The 14664-nt window shown below is 61.5% G+C and carries 15 protein-coding genes; 8 read left to right on the forward strand and 7 right to left on the reverse strand.

All coding sequences use genetic code 11. The annotated features are described in order from the left end of the window. Positions 1-26 precede the first annotated feature (26 nt). Genes QVE23_RS02030 through QVE23_RS02040 form a run of 3 tightly spaced genes read right to left on the reverse strand, consistent with a single transcriptional unit; the run spans position 27 to position 2375 of the window. Entirely contained in the window at positions 27-908 is an 882-nt protein-coding gene (locus tag QVE23_RS02030) for a PfkB family carbohydrate kinase (protein WP_021749068.1), read from the reverse strand. 34 nt (positions 909-942) lie between these two features. Beyond that, positions 943-1635, reverse strand: a complete 693-nt coding sequence (locus tag QVE23_RS02035; RefSeq protein ID WP_021749067.1) for an MgtC/SapB family protein — start codon at positions 1633-1635, stop codon at positions 943-945. Between the two features lie 14 nt (positions 1636-1649). Beyond that, positions 1650-2375 (reverse strand): MgtC/SapB family protein, encoded by a 726-nt coding sequence (locus QVE23_RS02040; protein ID WP_025544438.1) that lies wholly within the window; start codon positions 2373-2375, stop codon positions 1650-1652. A gap of 634 nt (positions 2376-3009) precedes the next feature. Between QVE23_RS02040 and QVE23_RS02045 the strand changes: the two genes are divergently transcribed. From QVE23_RS02045 to QVE23_RS02055, 3 genes are all read left to right on the forward strand, one after another. Then, positions 3010-4086, forward strand: a complete 1077-nt coding sequence (locus QVE23_RS02045; RefSeq protein WP_203005769.1) for an ABC transporter substrate-binding protein — start codon at positions 3010-3012, stop codon at positions 4084-4086. Between the two features lie 94 nt (positions 4087-4180). Beyond that, positions 4181-5926 carry an ABC transporter permease gene (locus QVE23_RS02050; protein ID WP_021749062.1) on the forward strand — a complete coding sequence of 582 codons (1746 nt, stop codon included), beginning with the start codon at positions 4181-4183 and terminating at the stop codon, positions 5924-5926. Further along, the gene (locus tag QVE23_RS02055) at positions 5923-7041 is read left to right on the forward strand and encodes an ABC transporter ATP-binding protein (protein WP_021749061.1); all 1119 of its coding nucleotides are present in this window, start codon (positions 5923-5925) and stop codon (positions 7039-7041) included. The genes QVE23_RS02050 and QVE23_RS02055 overlap by 4 nt, the downstream gene beginning before the upstream one ends. Before the next feature lie 18 nt (positions 7042-7059). On the opposite strand, the gene QVE23_RS02060 is transcribed toward QVE23_RS02055, so the two are convergent. The 3 genes from QVE23_RS02060 to QVE23_RS02070 all read right to left on the reverse strand — a co-directional run bounded on the left by QVE23_RS02060 (position 7060) and on the right by QVE23_RS02070 (position 9990). Next, the gene (locus QVE23_RS02060; protein WP_287967498.1) at positions 7060-7410 is read right to left on the reverse strand and encodes a hypothetical protein; all 351 of its coding nucleotides are present in this window, start codon (positions 7408-7410) and stop codon (positions 7060-7062) included. Positions 7411-7589: 179 nt separating this feature from the next. Then, positions 7590-8984, reverse strand: coding sequence for an asparagine--tRNA ligase (gene asnS / locus QVE23_RS02065; protein ID WP_036630172.1), 1395 nt, complete (start codon positions 8982-8984; stop codon positions 7590-7592). A gap of 106 nt (positions 8985-9090) precedes the next feature. Next, positions 9091-9990, reverse strand: coding sequence for a hypothetical protein (locus tag QVE23_RS02070; protein WP_287225638.1), 900 nt, complete (start codon positions 9988-9990; stop codon positions 9091-9093). A gap of 261 nt (positions 9991-10251) precedes the next feature. Here QVE23_RS02070 and QVE23_RS02075 point away from each other — a divergent pair, with 261 nt between their 5' ends. The 3 genes from QVE23_RS02075 (at position 10252) to QVE23_RS02085 (ending at position 12766) form a co-directional block, all read left to right on the forward strand. After that, the gene (locus QVE23_RS02075) at positions 10252-11334 is read left to right on the forward strand and encodes a PfkB family carbohydrate kinase (protein ID WP_021749056.1); all 1083 of its coding nucleotides are present in this window, start codon (positions 10252-10254) and stop codon (positions 11332-11334) included. An 80-nt stretch (positions 11335-11414) separates the two neighbouring features. Beyond that, entirely contained in the window at positions 11415-12344 is a 930-nt protein-coding gene (locus tag QVE23_RS02080) for a pseudouridine-5'-phosphate glycosidase (protein WP_021749055.1), read from the forward strand. A 68-nt stretch (positions 12345-12412) separates the two neighbouring features. After that, entirely contained in the window at positions 12413-12766 is a 354-nt protein-coding gene (locus tag QVE23_RS02085; RefSeq protein WP_119310563.1) for a DUF1294 domain-containing protein, read from the forward strand. A 52-nt stretch (positions 12767-12818) separates the two neighbouring features. Here the strand turns inward: QVE23_RS02085 and QVE23_RS02090 are convergent, their stop codons facing one another. Next, the gene (locus QVE23_RS02090) at positions 12819-13751 is read right to left on the reverse strand and encodes a sugar phosphate isomerase/epimerase family protein (protein ID WP_287967499.1); all 933 of its coding nucleotides are present in this window, start codon (positions 13749-13751) and stop codon (positions 12819-12821) included. Between the two features lie 155 nt (positions 13752-13906). Here QVE23_RS02090 and QVE23_RS02095 point away from each other — a divergent pair, with 155 nt between their 5' ends. Further along, a complete protein-coding gene (locus QVE23_RS02095; RefSeq protein WP_021749052.1) occupies positions 13907-14329 on the forward strand; it encodes an HIT family protein in 423 nt (140 codons plus the stop codon). Between the two features lie 135 nt (positions 14330-14464). Continuing rightward, positions 14465-14664, forward strand: a 200-nt coding sequence (locus tag QVE23_RS02100; RefSeq protein WP_287967500.1) for a pyruvate kinase, incomplete at its 3' end; no start/stop codon positions are given.

Genomic DNA, 14664 nt, shown 5'->3' on the forward strand with positions numbered 1-14664 from the left:
TGTCTGCGGACGGCTCCTGTGCCTTCTCAATAAAACTCCCGGATATAATCCAGCACATCCTGTCGGGTGCCCTGGAAGGGGCCCGGCGTCTCCATCTTCAGGGAGACCAGGGCCGTGCAGTACCGCAGGGCCTCCTCCACCCCGGCCCGCTGGCGCTCCGTGATATAGCCGGCAAAGGTGGTGTCGCCCCGCCCGGTCCGGCCGGAGAGGTTCCGTGCCTTGATGGGACAGGTGTAGGTGGTCACCCCGTCGTAGGCCAGCACCTCGGTGTTGTGGGTGATGAGGACCTCCTTGGCGCCCCAGCTGTGCAGGAGCTTGGCGGCCTCCGCCCGATCGGTGAGGCCCGTCAGGATCTCCGCCTCCGCCGCGTCGGTCTTGAGGTAGTCGATCACCGGCAGGTACTGCTTCTTTTCCGCCCAGTCGTGGAAGGCCATGGTCCTGTCCGCCTCCACATGGCGCAGCAGGCACTGGACATCCACCGCCACCTTGCCGTGCCTGGCTGCCTCGGCAAAGAGGGCACCGTCGAAGTCGCCGTACACCAGGCCGGCGAAGTGATAGATCTTGGTCTCGATATCCGGCAGCTCATCGAACCGGAAGGGATCGCACACCCCCATGGAGGTGCAGGCCCGCTTTTCTTTGTCGGCGGTGAAATACTGGTTGCGGATGGAGCAGGTGGCCTGAGACGGCTTCCAGTACACATCCGCACCGGACCCGGCGAACCGCTCCTCCACATCCGCATCCGCGGGATTCAGCTTGGTAAACACGGCGGTGCGGTTGCCGCTTTTGGCAGCCGCAAAGCCGGAGGCCACCACGGCGCCGCCCACCTCCTTGCGTTCGTTGCCCTGATAGTCGATGTTGTGATCCAGGGACACCGGGCCGATCACCAGTACGTCATACGTTTTTTTCATAGTCTCTCTCCTATTCTTCCGGCTTGCGCCGCTGTTACAACTCCTCTACCGACACCACGCCCTCCGTGGCGTTCATCTTGGGGATCAGCTGCTCCACCCGGCACCGCTTGTTCAGCCGCAGGGTAAAGAGGGCGCAGGCATTGTGCGTCTCCGTCTCCGTAGAGCGGGTAATCTCCATGTTCAGCACCTTCAGGTTCAAATCCCGGAACAGCCGCAGCACATTGTCCAGGCAGGTCTTGTTACTGTACTCCATATAGAGGTTCACCTCCGGGGCGTTGTCCAGCATCCGGTACTCCAGCTTGGACAGGAACATCTCCGCCGCCAGAATCAGCGCCGTGGCGAAGATGCCGCCCTCGTAGAACCCGCCGCCCAGGCACAGGCCCACAATGGCCGCCGCCCAGAGTCCCGCCGCCGTAGTGAGCCCCTTCACCCGGCGGCGCCGGGTGACGATGATGGCGCCTGCGCCGATGAAGCCAATGCCCGCCACCACCTGGGCTCCCAGCCGGGCCATGTCCGTGTAGTAATGGAGGTTCAAATAAAGGAACTGGCTGGTGAGGGTCGTCATGGCCGCCCCCAGGCAGATCAGGATATGGGTGCGGAACCCCGCCGGCCGGCGCTTGTACTCCCGCTCCAGCCCGATGAGACCGCCGCACACCACCGCCAGCAGCATCCGCAGCGTGGTGGACAGCACGGTCACATCCCGCACACCGTCAAAAATCGGCAGCAATCTCCGCACCTCCCTCAGATTTCATCAATGGTGTAGACGCTCTCCAACTCGGAGATCGCCGCCAGGACCCGGACGTGGTAGTGCCTGCCGGGCAGCCGAATGGAGAACACCGCGCTGGGATTCTTGGACCGCTCCTCCCGGCCCCGGTCCAGATCCACTTCATAAATCTGTCCGCCCTGAGACTTGATGCGGGCAATGATGTCCCCCAGATTGTCCAGCGTCTGGAATTCCACATAGATGTTCATGTTCCGGGCGCTTTCGATGATGGCATCCTCCACGAAGGGCAGCAGCCGGTTGGTCAGCAGGATCAGCAGGAAGCCCAAAAGTACGCACTCGTAAAATCCCGCGCCGATGGCCAGACCCATACAGGCGGACGCCCAAAGGCCCGCCGCCGTGGTCAGTCCCTTCACCTCCTGCTTGCCGGTGACGATGATGGTGCCCGCACCCAGAAAGCCGATGCCGTTGATGACCTGGGCGCCGAAGCGGGACACATCCGTCCGCAGGCCGATCTCCATGGCGGTCTCATGCCAGGCGTGGGTCACCATATAGCTCTCATACTGACTGAGCAGCATGGTCAGCGCCGCGCCCAAGCATACCAGCATATAGGTCCGGAAGCCTGCCGGCCGGCGCTTCCGCTCCCGCTCCAGTCCGATGAAGCCCCCGAAGAGCATGGCCACAGTCAGGCGCAGCAGGACGGAGGCCACGTTCATCTCCCGCAGGTATGCCAGTCCTTCCATCATTCTGTGCACACTCCTCTCTCCGCCCCGCGCCGGGCAGTCAAACAATAAAAAGGGGAGGAATGGCTCCGCCAACTCTCCCCTCTCTTTCGGCAGGTCACCTCTGCGGCAGATGTTGCCGCATATTCCCGGAAACGGTTGCATGGTTAAATAAAGCTGTTTGAACGGCGCCATTCTCAGCATTCTTGACAAATTTCGACGAACCCAAAGCGCCCAAATTGTTTCTTTTATGTTTATCACAAGCCGGAAGAGAAGTCAATATCTTCCACACTCTGGCGGAAATCTTCGGCTGATTGCCTAAAGCCTGGAGAAAAATTTGGGCAATTTCAGTCCAGCCGGGTCCCGGGGATACGAAACGGTTTTGAAGGGCACGTGTTTGAAAGTAAGCGCTGTCATAAATTTTATAGTTTCACCAATTTCCCCTTCCGCTTTTTAACAAAACTTCCGGAAAAAGCCAGCGCCGCCACCATTTTTGTCTCTTATGTAAATACATTTTTTCTATTTTTGTCTTTGCCTTATGGGGTTCTTCCTGTGTGCAAACGTTACCAATTATTGACACTCTTTTCCGGAGATGCTACAATATCCCTAAAATCCCGGAGGATCCGGAACCTAAAATTGGTGAAAAGGAGACACTCTTATGAAACAGAGCAAACGTCTATTCGCGCTGCTCCTTACCCTGGCCATGACGCTGGGAATGCTCACCGCCTGCGGCGGCGGCAACAGTGACACCTCCTCCGAAGGGGACGGCGGGGAGTCCAGCGGCAGCAACGAGCTGACCGTCTACACGGCATTCCCCGAGGCCGAGGTGGCCTACTACTTCAACGCGTTTGAGGAGGCCACCGGCATCAAGGTCAACGCTCTGCGGCTCTCCGCCGGTGAGATGCTGACCCGTGTGGCTGCTGAGAAGGACAATCCCCAGGCCTCCCTGATGTTCGGCGGCTCCACCGACAACTACATCGCCGCCTCCAACCAGGGCCTGCTGGAGGCCTATCAGTCCCCCGAGCTGTCCAACACCCCGGAGAACTATCTGGACCCCGACGGCGTGTGGAACCCCATCTATGTGGGCGCCATCGCCTTCGCCTGCAACAAGGACTGGTTCGCGGACAAAGGGTATGATTATCCCACCAGCTGGGATGACCTGCTGGATCCCAAGTATCAGGATATGATCATTATGGCCCACCCCGCCACCTCCGGCACCGCCTACACCGTTCTGGCCACGCTGATCCAGCTGAAGGGTGAGGATGCCGTGTGGGATTACCTGAAGGAGCTGGACAAGAACATGTCCCAGTACACCAAGTCCGGTTCCGCCGCTCCCAACGGCGTGGCCCTGGGCGAGGCGGCCATTGCCCTGACCTTCTCTCACGACGGTCTGCAGCCCACCACCGAGGGCTATCCCATCGAGCTGTCCTTCCCCACCGACGGCACCGGCTATGAGGTGGGTGCCATGGCCCTGATCAAGGGCGGTCCCGCTGACGAGCAGGAAAACGCCAAGAAGTTCATCGACTTCATGTGCTCTGCAGAGGGTCAGAACCTGTATGCCGAGAACAATTCCTTCCGGGTGCCCACCAACTCCCAGGCCACTCCGGCCGAGGGTCTGGTGACGCTGGACTCCGTGGCCGTCATCGACTATGATGCCGTCTGGGCTGCCGAGCACAAGGACGAGTTCGTCGCGCAGTTCGAGGCGAACATCGCCAGCTCTGAAAATCTGGAGTAATTCCGGAAGATTCTCTCTATGCCTGCAGGACTTCCTCCCCGGCGGGGAGGAAGTCCTCTTGCCAAACGCTTGAAAATCAACAGGAGGAACCCAAATGGCAAACGCTGCTGGTTCGGGCGGCAAAAGCGCCGCCCGCCTGAAAAGGCGGAACGAATCCAAGATGATCATGCGTCAGCCCATCATGCTGATTTCGATCCTTACGGTCATCGTGCTCCTGCTTTTATTCGTCATCTATCCCCTGGTGAAGATTCTGCTCTTCAGCCTGACCGATGCGTCCGGGACTTTCTCCCTGGCTACCGCGGCGGAGATCTTTTCCACCTCCCGGTATTTAAAGACGTTCGGCCGCACCATGGTGCTGGGAGTGATCGTGGCAGTGATCGCCACCTTCATCGGCTACATCTTCGCCTATACCATCACCCGCACAAACGTCCCCTGCAAGGGCTTTCTGAAGACCATCGCCACCCTGCCCATCCTGTCCCCGCCCTTCATTCTGTGCCTGTCCATCATCTTTCTGTTCGGGCGGCAGGGGCTGATTACCAACGGGCTGCTGAAGATCACGGACAACGACGTCTACGGCATGGGCAGCCTGATCGTGGTGCAGGTGCTGAGTTTCTTCCCCATCGCCTATATGACCCTCTCCGGCATCCTCTCCTCCATCGACGCATCGGTGGAGGACGCCGCCTGCAACATGGGCGCCAGCCGGTGGCACACCTTCTGGACGGTCACCTTTCCGCTGTCCCTGCCGGGCATCATCTCCGGCTGCCTGCTGGTGTTCATCCAGTCTCTGGAGGACTTCTCCAATCCCGCCACCATCGGCGGCGATTTCACCACCTTATCTGTGGAAGTCTATCAAACCATCACCGGCAGCTATGACATGCAGAAGGGCTCCGTGCTGGCGCTTTTGATGCTGGTGCCTACCATGCTGGCCTATCTGCTGAACAAATACTGGGTCAACAAAAAGAGTTTCGTCACCGTCACGGGCAAGCCCACCCAGGCCCGCAAGCTCATCGATGAGCCCCATATCAAATGGCCCCTGTTCGCTGTCTGCCTGGTGGTGGCCGCGGTCATCATCCTGTTCTACGGCACAGTGGTCTTTGGTTCCTTCGTCAAGACCTGGGGCTACGACTACACCCTCACCCTGGACCAGTACACCCGCGCCTTGCAGCAGGGCTGGGACAGCCTGCGGAACTCCATTATCCTGGGTCTGATCGGAGCGCTGATCGGCGGCCTGCTGGGCATGGTCATCGCCTACATCACCGCCAAGCGGGACTACTACGGCAAACGGTTTATCGAGGTGTCCTCTGTTCTGATGTTCGCCGTCCCCGGCACTGTGCTGGGCATCGCCTACATCCTGGCCTTCAACACCGGCTTCCTGGTGCTCACCGGCACCGCTGCCATCCTGGTGATCGTGTTCGTGTTCCGGAATATGCCGGTGGCGATTGAGTCCGGCACCACCACGCTGCTGCAGATCGACAACTCCATTGAAGAGGCCTCCACCATTCTGGGTGCCGGCAGCGGCTACTCCTTCCGCCGGATCTCCCTGCCTATGCTGCGCAACGCCTTCTTCTCCGGCCTGGTGTACTCCTTCGTGAAGGCCATCACTGCCGTCAGCGCCATCATCTTCCTGGTCTCTCCCCGCTGGGATCTGGTCACCAGCAAGATCTACACGCTCTTTGACCAGGCAAAATACAGCCAGGCTGCGGCCTTCGTCACCATGATGGTCGTAATCCTGCTGGTGTTTATCGGCATTTTCAACGGATTGATCAACCTGCTGCTGGCCCCCCGCTCCAGGGTGCCCAAGGGCGCAGGCATTCACGAGAAAACGGAGGAAACAAAATGAGCAAGCAGATGGAAAAGTCGGCGCTGGGCAAAAAGAGCTCCGGCGTGGTTTTAAAAGAGATCACCAAGATCTTCCAGCAGCCGGATACCGGCAAGGATTTCGTGGCTGTGGACCACATCAACCTGAACATCCAGGACGGCGAGATGGTGACGCTGCTGGGCCCTTCCGGCTGCGGCAAAACCACCACGCTGCGGATGATCTCCGGCTTTGAGTACCCCACCAGCGGCAGCGTGTTTATCGGTGAGCGGGATGTTGCCAAGATCCCCCCCAACAAGCGGGGCATCTCCATGGTGTTCCAGAGCTACGCTCTGTTCCCCCATCTGAACATCTGGGAGAACGTGGCCTACGGTCTGAAAGTGGCCAAGGTCTCCCAGGATGAGGTGGTCCGCCGCACCAACGCCGTCATGGAGCTGATGCAGCTGACCGGTATGGAGCGCCGGTTCCCCAACCAGCTCTCCGGCGGACAGCAGCAGCGGGTGGCCCTGGCCCGCGCCGTGGTCATTGAGCCCAGCGTGCTGTTGTTTGACGAGCCCCTGTCCAACTTGGACGCCAAGCTGCGGGAGAGCATGCGGGACGAGCTCCGGGCCCTTCAGAAACGGCTGGGCATCACCTCCCTTTATGTCACCCATGACCAGTCCGAGGCCATGGCCATCTCCGACCGGGTGGTCATCATGAAGGACGGCGTCATCTGCCAGCAGGGCACGCCCACAGAGATCTATGAGCAGCCCAACAGCCGGTTCGTGGCCAACTTCATCGGCAAGGCCAACTTCATCGACGGCACCTTCCGCGGCATGGACGGCGAGAACGCCCTGGTGGAAGTGGGCGGCCACACCTTCCCCATCCCCGCCCCCGGCAAGATGGAGGGCGTCCAGAAGGACGGCCCCTGCTGCCTGGCGGTTCGTCCGGAGTCTATTCTCCTCTCTGAGGAAGAGGGCCCCCTGTCCGGCCGTGTCTCCCGGGCCACTTACTACGGTGCCAAAGTGGAGTACGAGGTCATGCTGGGCGACCAGCCCATCATCGTGGAGGTCTACAACCCCCAGCTGTCCAAGCGCTTCGCAGAGGGCGAAGCGGTCCACATGACCCTCATCGACCGCTGCGTGCGGGTGCTGGCCTGATCCGGCACAATTCTTCATCTAACTGAAAGAGAGCGCCCGGGCCACGTGGTCCGGGCGCTCTCTTTCACGCGCACTCCGGGGCAGCGCCGATTCCTCCCGCAGATAGTTCAACTTCCCCAGGTCCAGGCCCATTTGCAGCCCCAGAAAGAAGTGGGCGGCGCAGGCCCGTTCTCCCGCGCCAGCCCAGGCGTCCTCCATCTCCAGGACCTCCTCCAGCAGCGGCACGTCCCCGCCGTGGGTTTCCCGGAAGCTGGCCATCAGTTCTTGCTGCTTCCGCTCCAGCGCCTGCCACTCTTCGTCCCGTCCCTGAAGCCTGGGCCGCAGATGCGCCAGCATCAGGCGCAGAAGTTCCATTGTATCGCTTTCCATTTTTTTCCTCCTTTTGAGTTTTTCCTAACTATACACTAGGGCCCCGCCTCTCCTCAAGAAAAACTGTTGCGGCGGACCGCCGGCAATGCGCAGAAGGGTACCACCCTCCGTCCCCACAACCGCAAAAAACGGCGCCCTGTCCAAGCAGATGGACAGGGCGCCGGAGTCGATTTTATTTTTTAAAAGTCCGCACTGCCGACCGTTCTCGGGTGGGGCAGGACGTCCCGGATGTTGCTGACGCCGGTGAGGTACATCACCAGCCGTTCAAAGCCCAGGCCGAAGCCCGCGTGCTTGCAGGAGCCGTAGCGCCGCAGGTCGCAGTACCACCAGTAGTCCTTGGGGTTCATGCCCAGCTCCCGGATGCGGCTTTCCAGGATTTCCAGCCGCTCCTCGCGCTGGCTGCCGCCGATGATCTCGCCGATGCCGGGTACCAGGCAGTCCGCCGCGGCCACGGTTTTCCCATCGTCGTTGAGGCGCATGTAGAACGCCTTGATCTCCTTGGGATAATCCGTGACGAACACCGGCTTCTTGTACACCTGCTCGGTGAGATACCGCTCGTGTTCCGTCTGCAGGTCGCAGCCCCAGGAGACCTTGTAGTCAAACAGGTCGTTGTGCTGCTCCAGAATCGCCACTGCCTCGGTATAGGTCACCCGGCCGAAGTCAGAGGAGGCCACGTGCTCCAGCCGCTCCAGCAGGCCCTTGTCCACGAAGCTGTTGAAAAAGGCCAGCTCCTGAGGGCACTTTTCCATCACCTGACGGATGACGAACTTGATCATGGCCTCCGCCACATCCATATCGCCCTTCAGGTCTGTGAAGGCCATTTCCGGCTCGATCATCCAGAACTCGGCGGCGTGGCGCTGGGTGTTGGAGTTCTCCGCCCGGAAGGTGGGGCCGAAGGTATATACGTCCCCGAAGGCCATGGCGAAGTTCTCCGCGTTCAACTGGCCGGAGACGGTGAGGTTCGCAGGTTTACCGAAGAAGTCCTGGGAGAAGTCCACCTCCCCATCCTCGGTCATGGGCGGATTTTTGGGGTCCAGCGTGGTGACCCGGAACATCTCGCCGGCGCCCTCACAGTCGCTGGCAGTGATGATGGGGGTGTGGACGTAGACGAAGCCCCGCTCCTGGAAGAACTGATGAATGGCGTAGGCCGCCACGCTCCGCACCCGGAACACGGCGGAAAACAGGTTCGTCCGGGGCCGCAGGTGCTGGATGGTACGCAGAAACTCCACGCTGTGGCGCTTTTTCTGCAGGGGGTAGTCGGAGGTGGAGGTGCCCTCCACCTCGATGGAGGCGGCCTTCAGCTCCAGGGGCTGCTTGGCCTCCGGCGTCAGGACGACGGTGCCGGTGACGATCAGGGCGGCGCCCACGTTCTGGGCGGCGATATCCTTATAGTTCTCCAGCGTCCCGGCCTCCATGACCACCTGGAGATTCTTGAAGCAGGACCCGTCGTTCAGCTCGATGAAGCCGAAGGTCTTCATGTCCCGGATGGTGCGGACCCAGCCGCCCACGGTGACCGTCTGGCCGGAGAGCGCCTCGCTGTCGGCGTAGATGGCCGCGATTTTCGTATAGCTCATAAACTTCACCCGTTTTCTTGTTTTTGCTGGAAATGGCTGCATAATCATGGATATTGTACTCCATTTCAAATAGTTTTACAAGAGGGAACGGGCGTTTTCCCGGTTTTCAGGCGATCGCCTCCGCCCCCACGGTGTAATCGCCCCACTGGCCGCCGCCATTTCGGACAGCGGTGCAGTCTGTGAAGAAATAGGCCCCCAGGCCGCTGCGCCACTTCTCCGCGTCAAAGCGGACGCCACTGTAGTCCGGCATCTCGTCCCCAGGACCGAAACTGGGCAGATTAAAGGTCACCGGGTTTTCATCCTGGGTCTCTTTGACGGAGAACAGGCAGCCGTCCTTCCAGAACAGTGCTTCCCCGTCGATATACCCGCTGTCCACGAAGTCCTGATAGGTGCCCTCCATAGCCATCAGCCCGTGGGCGGAGCCGAAGGCATAGGCCACCGCGGCCTGTTCGCTTTCCGGCAGGGAGGTCCCGGACAGGTCCACCCCCAGCTCCGTGATGCCATCATTCAGGCTGGGGTCCACCTCCCAGAGATCGTTCAGCACGTCCAGGTACAGCCGGCACAGATCGTCAAAGCCGTCCTCCAGGATGCGAACGGAGGCCACCGTGCCGAACCGCATGGGGTAGGACTCCATGACGGAGCCGTCCCAGGTGACCTCCACCAGAGCGCCAGGCATGGGAGACCAGTCCAGCAGGTCCATCTCCTCCTGGGTGTATCCCTCGATAGTCAGGTCTTCCACACTGAAGAGGTCCAGGGTGTACACAGCTCCGGCCCCGCCGTCCGTCCCGGCCAGCACAGAAGCCGGATCATCGCCGTCCCCCACAGTCACCAGCCGGAAGGTCTCCGTCACCCGGCCGGGCTCCGTCGTCTCTCCTCCGGTCCGGGTCTCCTCCGCGGGTGTGCCGCCGGAATCGGCCCCCGCACCGGCGGAGACGTCCCCTCCGGCGCAGGCTGCCAGCAGACAGATACAGAAATACAGGCTCAAAAACAGGCACCATTTTTTCATGAAGCATCGCCTCCTCTGCCTGTATAGTCGGCAAAGGCGGCGGTTTGGTTCCACTTCCGGCGCGATTTTTATTCCGCTGGGAGAACATGAAGCTCCCGCCCCATCAGCACCTCTCTGTCCGGTACCTGCGGCAGGCGAAGCGGGCATCCCCGTCCCACAGACGGCAGACGGCTAAAAATTGGGTCTTGACTTTTTCAAAAAAGCAGATAAACTAAGCATTAGATTATATATCTTAATTTTTGCTTACAAGGAGGCGGCGCCATGACCCAGCGGGAACGGCAGATTCTGAACTGGATCGAAGAAAACCCTCTCATCTCCCAGCAGGAGCTGGCGGAGAAGGCCGGCATCACCCGGTCCTCCGTGGCGGTGCACATCTCCAACCTGATGAAGAAGGGCTACATCACCGGCAAAGGCTACATCGTCCATACAGCGCCCTATGTCACGGTGGTGGGCGGCGTCAACATGGACATCGGCGGCTGGCCGTCGGAGGTGCCGGTGGACCGGGACTCCAACCCCGGCGCGGTGCGGATGAGTCTGGGCGGCGTGGGCCGGAACATCGCCCACAACATGAGCCTTCTGGGCCTGGACGTGCGGATGGTCACCGCCTTCGGCGACGACCTGTACGCCCAGAAGATCGCCGCCAGCTGCGGGGAACTGGGCATCGACATCTCCCAATCCCCGGTGATCCCGGAGGGGCACACCTCCACTTATCTCTTCATCAACGACGAGAAGGGCGACATGCTGCTGGCGGTCAGTGACATGGACATCTACCGCCATCTGACACCCCAGCTGCTCTCTCAGCGGCAGAAGCTGCTGTCCGGCAGCCAGGTGCTGGTGATCGACACCAATATTCCCGCGGAGAGCATCGCCTATCTGGCAGAGAACTGCCCGGTGCCTATCTTTGCCGACCCGGTCTCCACCGCCAAGGCGGTGAAGCTGCAGCCGGTGCTGGGCAGGCTCCACACCCTCAAGCCCAACCGCATCGAGGCGGAGCTGCTCTCCGGCGTGGCCATCACCGATGAGGCCAGCCTGCGCGCCGCCGCGGACGCCCTGCTGGCCACCGGTCTTCACCGGGTATTCATCTCTCTAGGCGGAGACGGCGTGTTCGCCGCCGACCGTTCCGGGGAGCGGGTGCACCTGCCCGTCCTGCCGGCGGAGATGGTGAACACCACCGGCTGCGGGGATGCCTTCATGGCAGCCATCACCTGGGCCTATCTTGCGGGCACGGATCTGACGGGCACCGCCAAGGCGGGTCTGGCAGCCTCCGCCATCGCCATGGAGGGGGCGGAGACCATCAACCCCGCCATGAGCGCGGAAGCGCTGAAGCTGCGGGCTGGGCTTTAAAGTTCCCGGTCCCCCATTTCCAATTCCTGACCCCCTATTCCCCATCGAATAACCAAAATTCAAATCTGGAGGTTTTTATCATGGCTCTGAACAAGTATCTCGACATCGCCCCTGAAGTGCAGAAGGCCCTGGACGAGGGTCGTCCCGTGGTGGCACTGGAATCCACCATCATCTCCCACGGCATGCCCTATCCCCAGAATGTGGAGACGGCCCTGAACGTGGAGAAGATCATCCGGGAACACGGCGCCACCCCTGCCACCATCGCCGTCATCGGCGGGCGGCTGAAGGCCGGCCTCTCTCCCGAGGAGATCGACTACCTGGGCAAGACCGGCCCTGCCGTGGCCAAGGCCAGCCGTCGGGATCTGCCCGTGCTGGTGGCGGAGGGCAGGGACGGCGCCACCACTGTCACCACTACCATGATTATCGCCCACATGGCCGGGATCTCCGTGTTCGCCACCGGCGGCATCGGCGGCGTGCACCGGGGGGCTGAGACCACCATGGACATCTCCGCCGATCTGGAGGAGCTGGCCCACACCCCCGTGATGGTGGTCTGTGCCGGCGCCAAGTCCATTCTGGACCTGGGGCTGACCCTGGAGTACCTGGAGACCCACGGCGTGCCCGTCATCGGCTACGGCACCCGCGAGCTGCCCGCCTTCTACACCCGGAAGAGCGGCTTTGCCGTGGACTATGAGATCGACACCCCGGCGGAGCTGGCCAAAGCCTTTTATGTCAAGCAGGATATGGGCCTGGGCGGCGGCATGCTGGTGACCAACCCCATCCCGGAGGAGTACTCCATGGACGCGGACGTCATCAACAAGGCCATCGACGAGGCCGTGGAGGAGGCCAAGGCTCAGGGTATCCACGGCAAGGAGACCACGCCCTTCCTGCTGGCCAAGATCAAGGATCTGACCGGCGGCGACTCCCTGGCCTCCAATATCCAGCTGGTGTACAACAACGCCAAGCTGGCGGCAGCCACTGCTGTGGAACTCAGCAAGCTTGCCAAAAACTGAAACTTCTGCTACACTGGACTGGCTGGGAACTCCCGGCCAGTCCAGTGCTGTTTCAGGAGGCGGCCGTTATGGAAGAAAAGACGCTCTATCTGCCCACAGAGCACAATGACCGTATCGTTGCCTTCATCGGCTCTCCCCTGGGGCTGCTGGCCGCCTGGCTGGTGCTCATCAACACTGTGACCTTTTTGATCTTCGGCGTAGACAAGCTCCTGGCCAAACACCCCCGGTTCCGCCAGCGGGTGCCGGAGAAAAATCTGTTGCTTCTGGCCGTGGTGGGCGGCAGCGTGGGTGCCCTGCTGGGGATGTACCTCTTCCGCCACAAGACGCTCCACCGGGTCTTTCGGGTGGGCGTGCCGGTGATCCTGGCCGTGCAGCTCCTGCTGGCGGCGGCCATTACCCTGTACTGGAATTTCCTGCGGTGATCCTGTTCTGAAAAAAGCCCCGCCTCGTTCGTGAGGCGGGGCTTTGCGTATTTCAGGCGGGCAGCGCCTGCCGCAGCAGGGACACGGCCTTCTGCAGGGCCTCCTCCAGCGGGATGGTGTAATCCTCCTGTTCGATGCTGAGGGCGCCGTCGTAGCCGCAGTCCTGCAGCGTCTCCAGAAAGCGGCGCCACCAGGCGGCGTCGTGGCCTGTGCCGGGGGTGACGAAGTTCCAGGAGCGGCTGGCGAACTCCAGCACGCCCTTGGTGTCCAGCAGGGTGTTCTGCCCGGCAGCCGGCTCCAGGCGCACGTCCTTGATGTGGACATGGTAGATGCAGTCCGCCAGGGCGCGGGCCACCTCCACGGGGTCCGCCCCCATCCAGAAGAGATGGCTGGGGTCCAGATTCACCCCCAGAATGTCGTCTCCCACCTCACTCCGCAGGCGGCGGAGCGTCTCCACATTGTACACCAGCTGCCAGCCATGGAACTCCAGGGCGATGCGCTTCACCCCGTGGTCCCGGGCCCGGGCGGCCAGCGCCTTCCACACCGGGACGGCCGCCTTCCACTGGTAGCGGAGGATTTCCTCCGTCTCCGGCGGCCAGGACGTGACGATCCAGGTGGGAGTGCGGTCCTCCGGGCAGCCGCCGGGCAGGCCGCTCATCATCACCACGGTCTCCACCCCCAGCTGCTCCGCCAGGAGGAACGTGCCCTCCGCCACCGCCCTGTCTCCGGCTCCCTTCTCCCCGGGGAACAGGGGGTTGCCGGAGCAGTTCAGGGCGGAGATCGTGAGGCCGTTTTCCCCCAGAGTATCCAGCAGCCGGTGCCGGGCACCGGCGTCCGCCGTCAGCCCTTTCAGGTCCACATGGGGCGCCGGGGACCAGTTGCCGCAGCCCAGCTCCACCTGCTCCAGCCCCAGTCCCCGGCAGACGGCCGCTGCCTCTGCCAGGGAGCGGTCTGCCAGGCTGTCCGTCACCAAGCCGAGTTTCATGTCGATTCCTCCTCCGTCTTCGTTCTTGATACCCTGATGATACCAGAACCTCTGCCCCGGCGCAATCCTGAACTGATGCTTGACGGCGGCGGTTTTGGGTTGTATGGTAATAAGGGGAAAATTTCCTCCGTATTCTGACAAAAGGAGATCTAGCCATGGGATGCTTTTACTGCGATGAACATCACGAGGGCCGGGAGGCCATCATGTACAAGGTCGGCGAGATGGAGGCCGGTGTGCTCTATCTCTTCAAGGATCAGGCCCACAAGGGCCGCTGCGCCCTGGCGCTGAAGAACCACCGGAAGGAGCTGTGCGAGTGCGGGCCGGAGGAGCTGGCCGCCTTCGCCCGGGATCTGGCCCGGGCCTCCGGTGCAGTGAAGGAACTGTGGGGCTGCGACAAGATCAACCTGGGCTCCTTCGGCGATACGAATCCCCACCTGCACTTCCATATCGTACCCAAATACGAGGGCGGATTCGAGTTCGGCGGTTCCTTTGCCATCACGAATCCGGAGCCGGTGCTGCTCTCCGAGGGCGAATATCAAGAGATGATCGCCGCCCTGCGGGAAAAGCTGGGGATGTGAGCCTTCCCGCGCTGGCGGGCCTTTTGGCGGATCCCTCTTGTTTATTGAACACTTTTCCACTTTTTTGCGCTGCGGCTTTGTGATAAACTGTCTTACAGTGTGTATCCCTTTTGACCGAAAGGTGGATTTTTATTTATGAGAAAGACAAAGATCGTGTGCACCCTCGGTCCGGCCACGGACAGGGAGGGCGTCCTGCGGCAGATGCTGGAGGCCGGCATGAACGTGGCCCGGTTCAATTTCTCCCACGGCAGCCACGCGGAGCACAAGGGTCGTCTGGACGCCCTGAAGGCCCTGCGGGCGGAGCTGGGCCTGCCGGTGGCCGCCATGCTGGACAC

This window comes from Oscillibacter sp. KLE 1728 (genome assembly GCF_934833455.1).
In the GTDB taxonomy this organism is placed as follows: Bacteria; Bacillota; Clostridia; order Oscillospirales; family Oscillospiraceae; genus Oscillibacter; species Oscillibacter welbionis.

Bases quoted from the DNA above. Each gene is read 5' to 3' on its own strand.
- QVE23_RS02090 (WP_287967499.1), bottom strand. From the start codon at position 13,751: ATGAAACTCGGCTTGGTGACGGACAGCCTGGCAGACCGCTCCCTGGCA.
- QVE23_RS02045 (WP_203005769.1), top strand. From the start codon at position 3,010: ATGAAACAGAGCAAACGTCTATTCGCGCTGCTCCTTACCCTGGCCATG.
- QVE23_RS02055 (WP_021749061.1), top strand. From the start codon at position 5,923: ATGAGCAAGCAGATGGAAAAGTCGGCGCTGGGCAAAAAGAGCTCCGGC.
- QVE23_RS02075 (WP_021749056.1), top strand. From the start codon at position 10,252: ATGACCCAGCGGGAACGGCAGATTCTGAACTGGATCGAAGAAAACCCT.
- QVE23_RS02095 (WP_021749052.1), top strand. From the start codon at position 13,907: ATGGGATGCTTTTACTGCGATGAACATCACGAGGGCCGGGAGGCCATC.
- QVE23_RS02040 (WP_025544438.1), bottom strand. From the start codon at position 2,375: ATGATGGAAGGACTGGCATACCTGCGGGAGATGAACGTGGCCTCCGTC.
- QVE23_RS02030 (WP_021749068.1), bottom strand. From the start codon at position 908: ATGAAAAAAACGTATGACGTACTGGTGATCGGCCCGGTGTCCCTGGAT.
- asnS (WP_036630172.1), bottom strand. From the start codon at position 8,984: ATGAGCTATACGAAAATCGCGGCCATCTACGCCGACAGCGAGGCGCTC.
- QVE23_RS02080 (WP_021749055.1), top strand. From the start codon at position 11,415: ATGGCTCTGAACAAGTATCTCGACATCGCCCCTGAAGTGCAGAAGGCC.
- QVE23_RS02070 (WP_287225638.1), bottom strand. From the start codon at position 9,990: ATGAAAAAATGGTGCCTGTTTTTGAGCCTGTATTTCTGTATCTGTCTG.
- QVE23_RS02060 (WP_287967498.1), bottom strand. From the start codon at position 7,410: ATGGAAAGCGATACAATGGAACTTCTGCGCCTGATGCTGGCGCATCTG.
- QVE23_RS02050 (WP_021749062.1), top strand. From the start codon at position 4,181: ATGGCAAACGCTGCTGGTTCGGGCGGCAAAAGCGCCGCCCGCCTGAAA.
- QVE23_RS02085 (WP_119310563.1), top strand. From the start codon at position 12,413: ATGGAAGAAAAGACGCTCTATCTGCCCACAGAGCACAATGACCGTATC.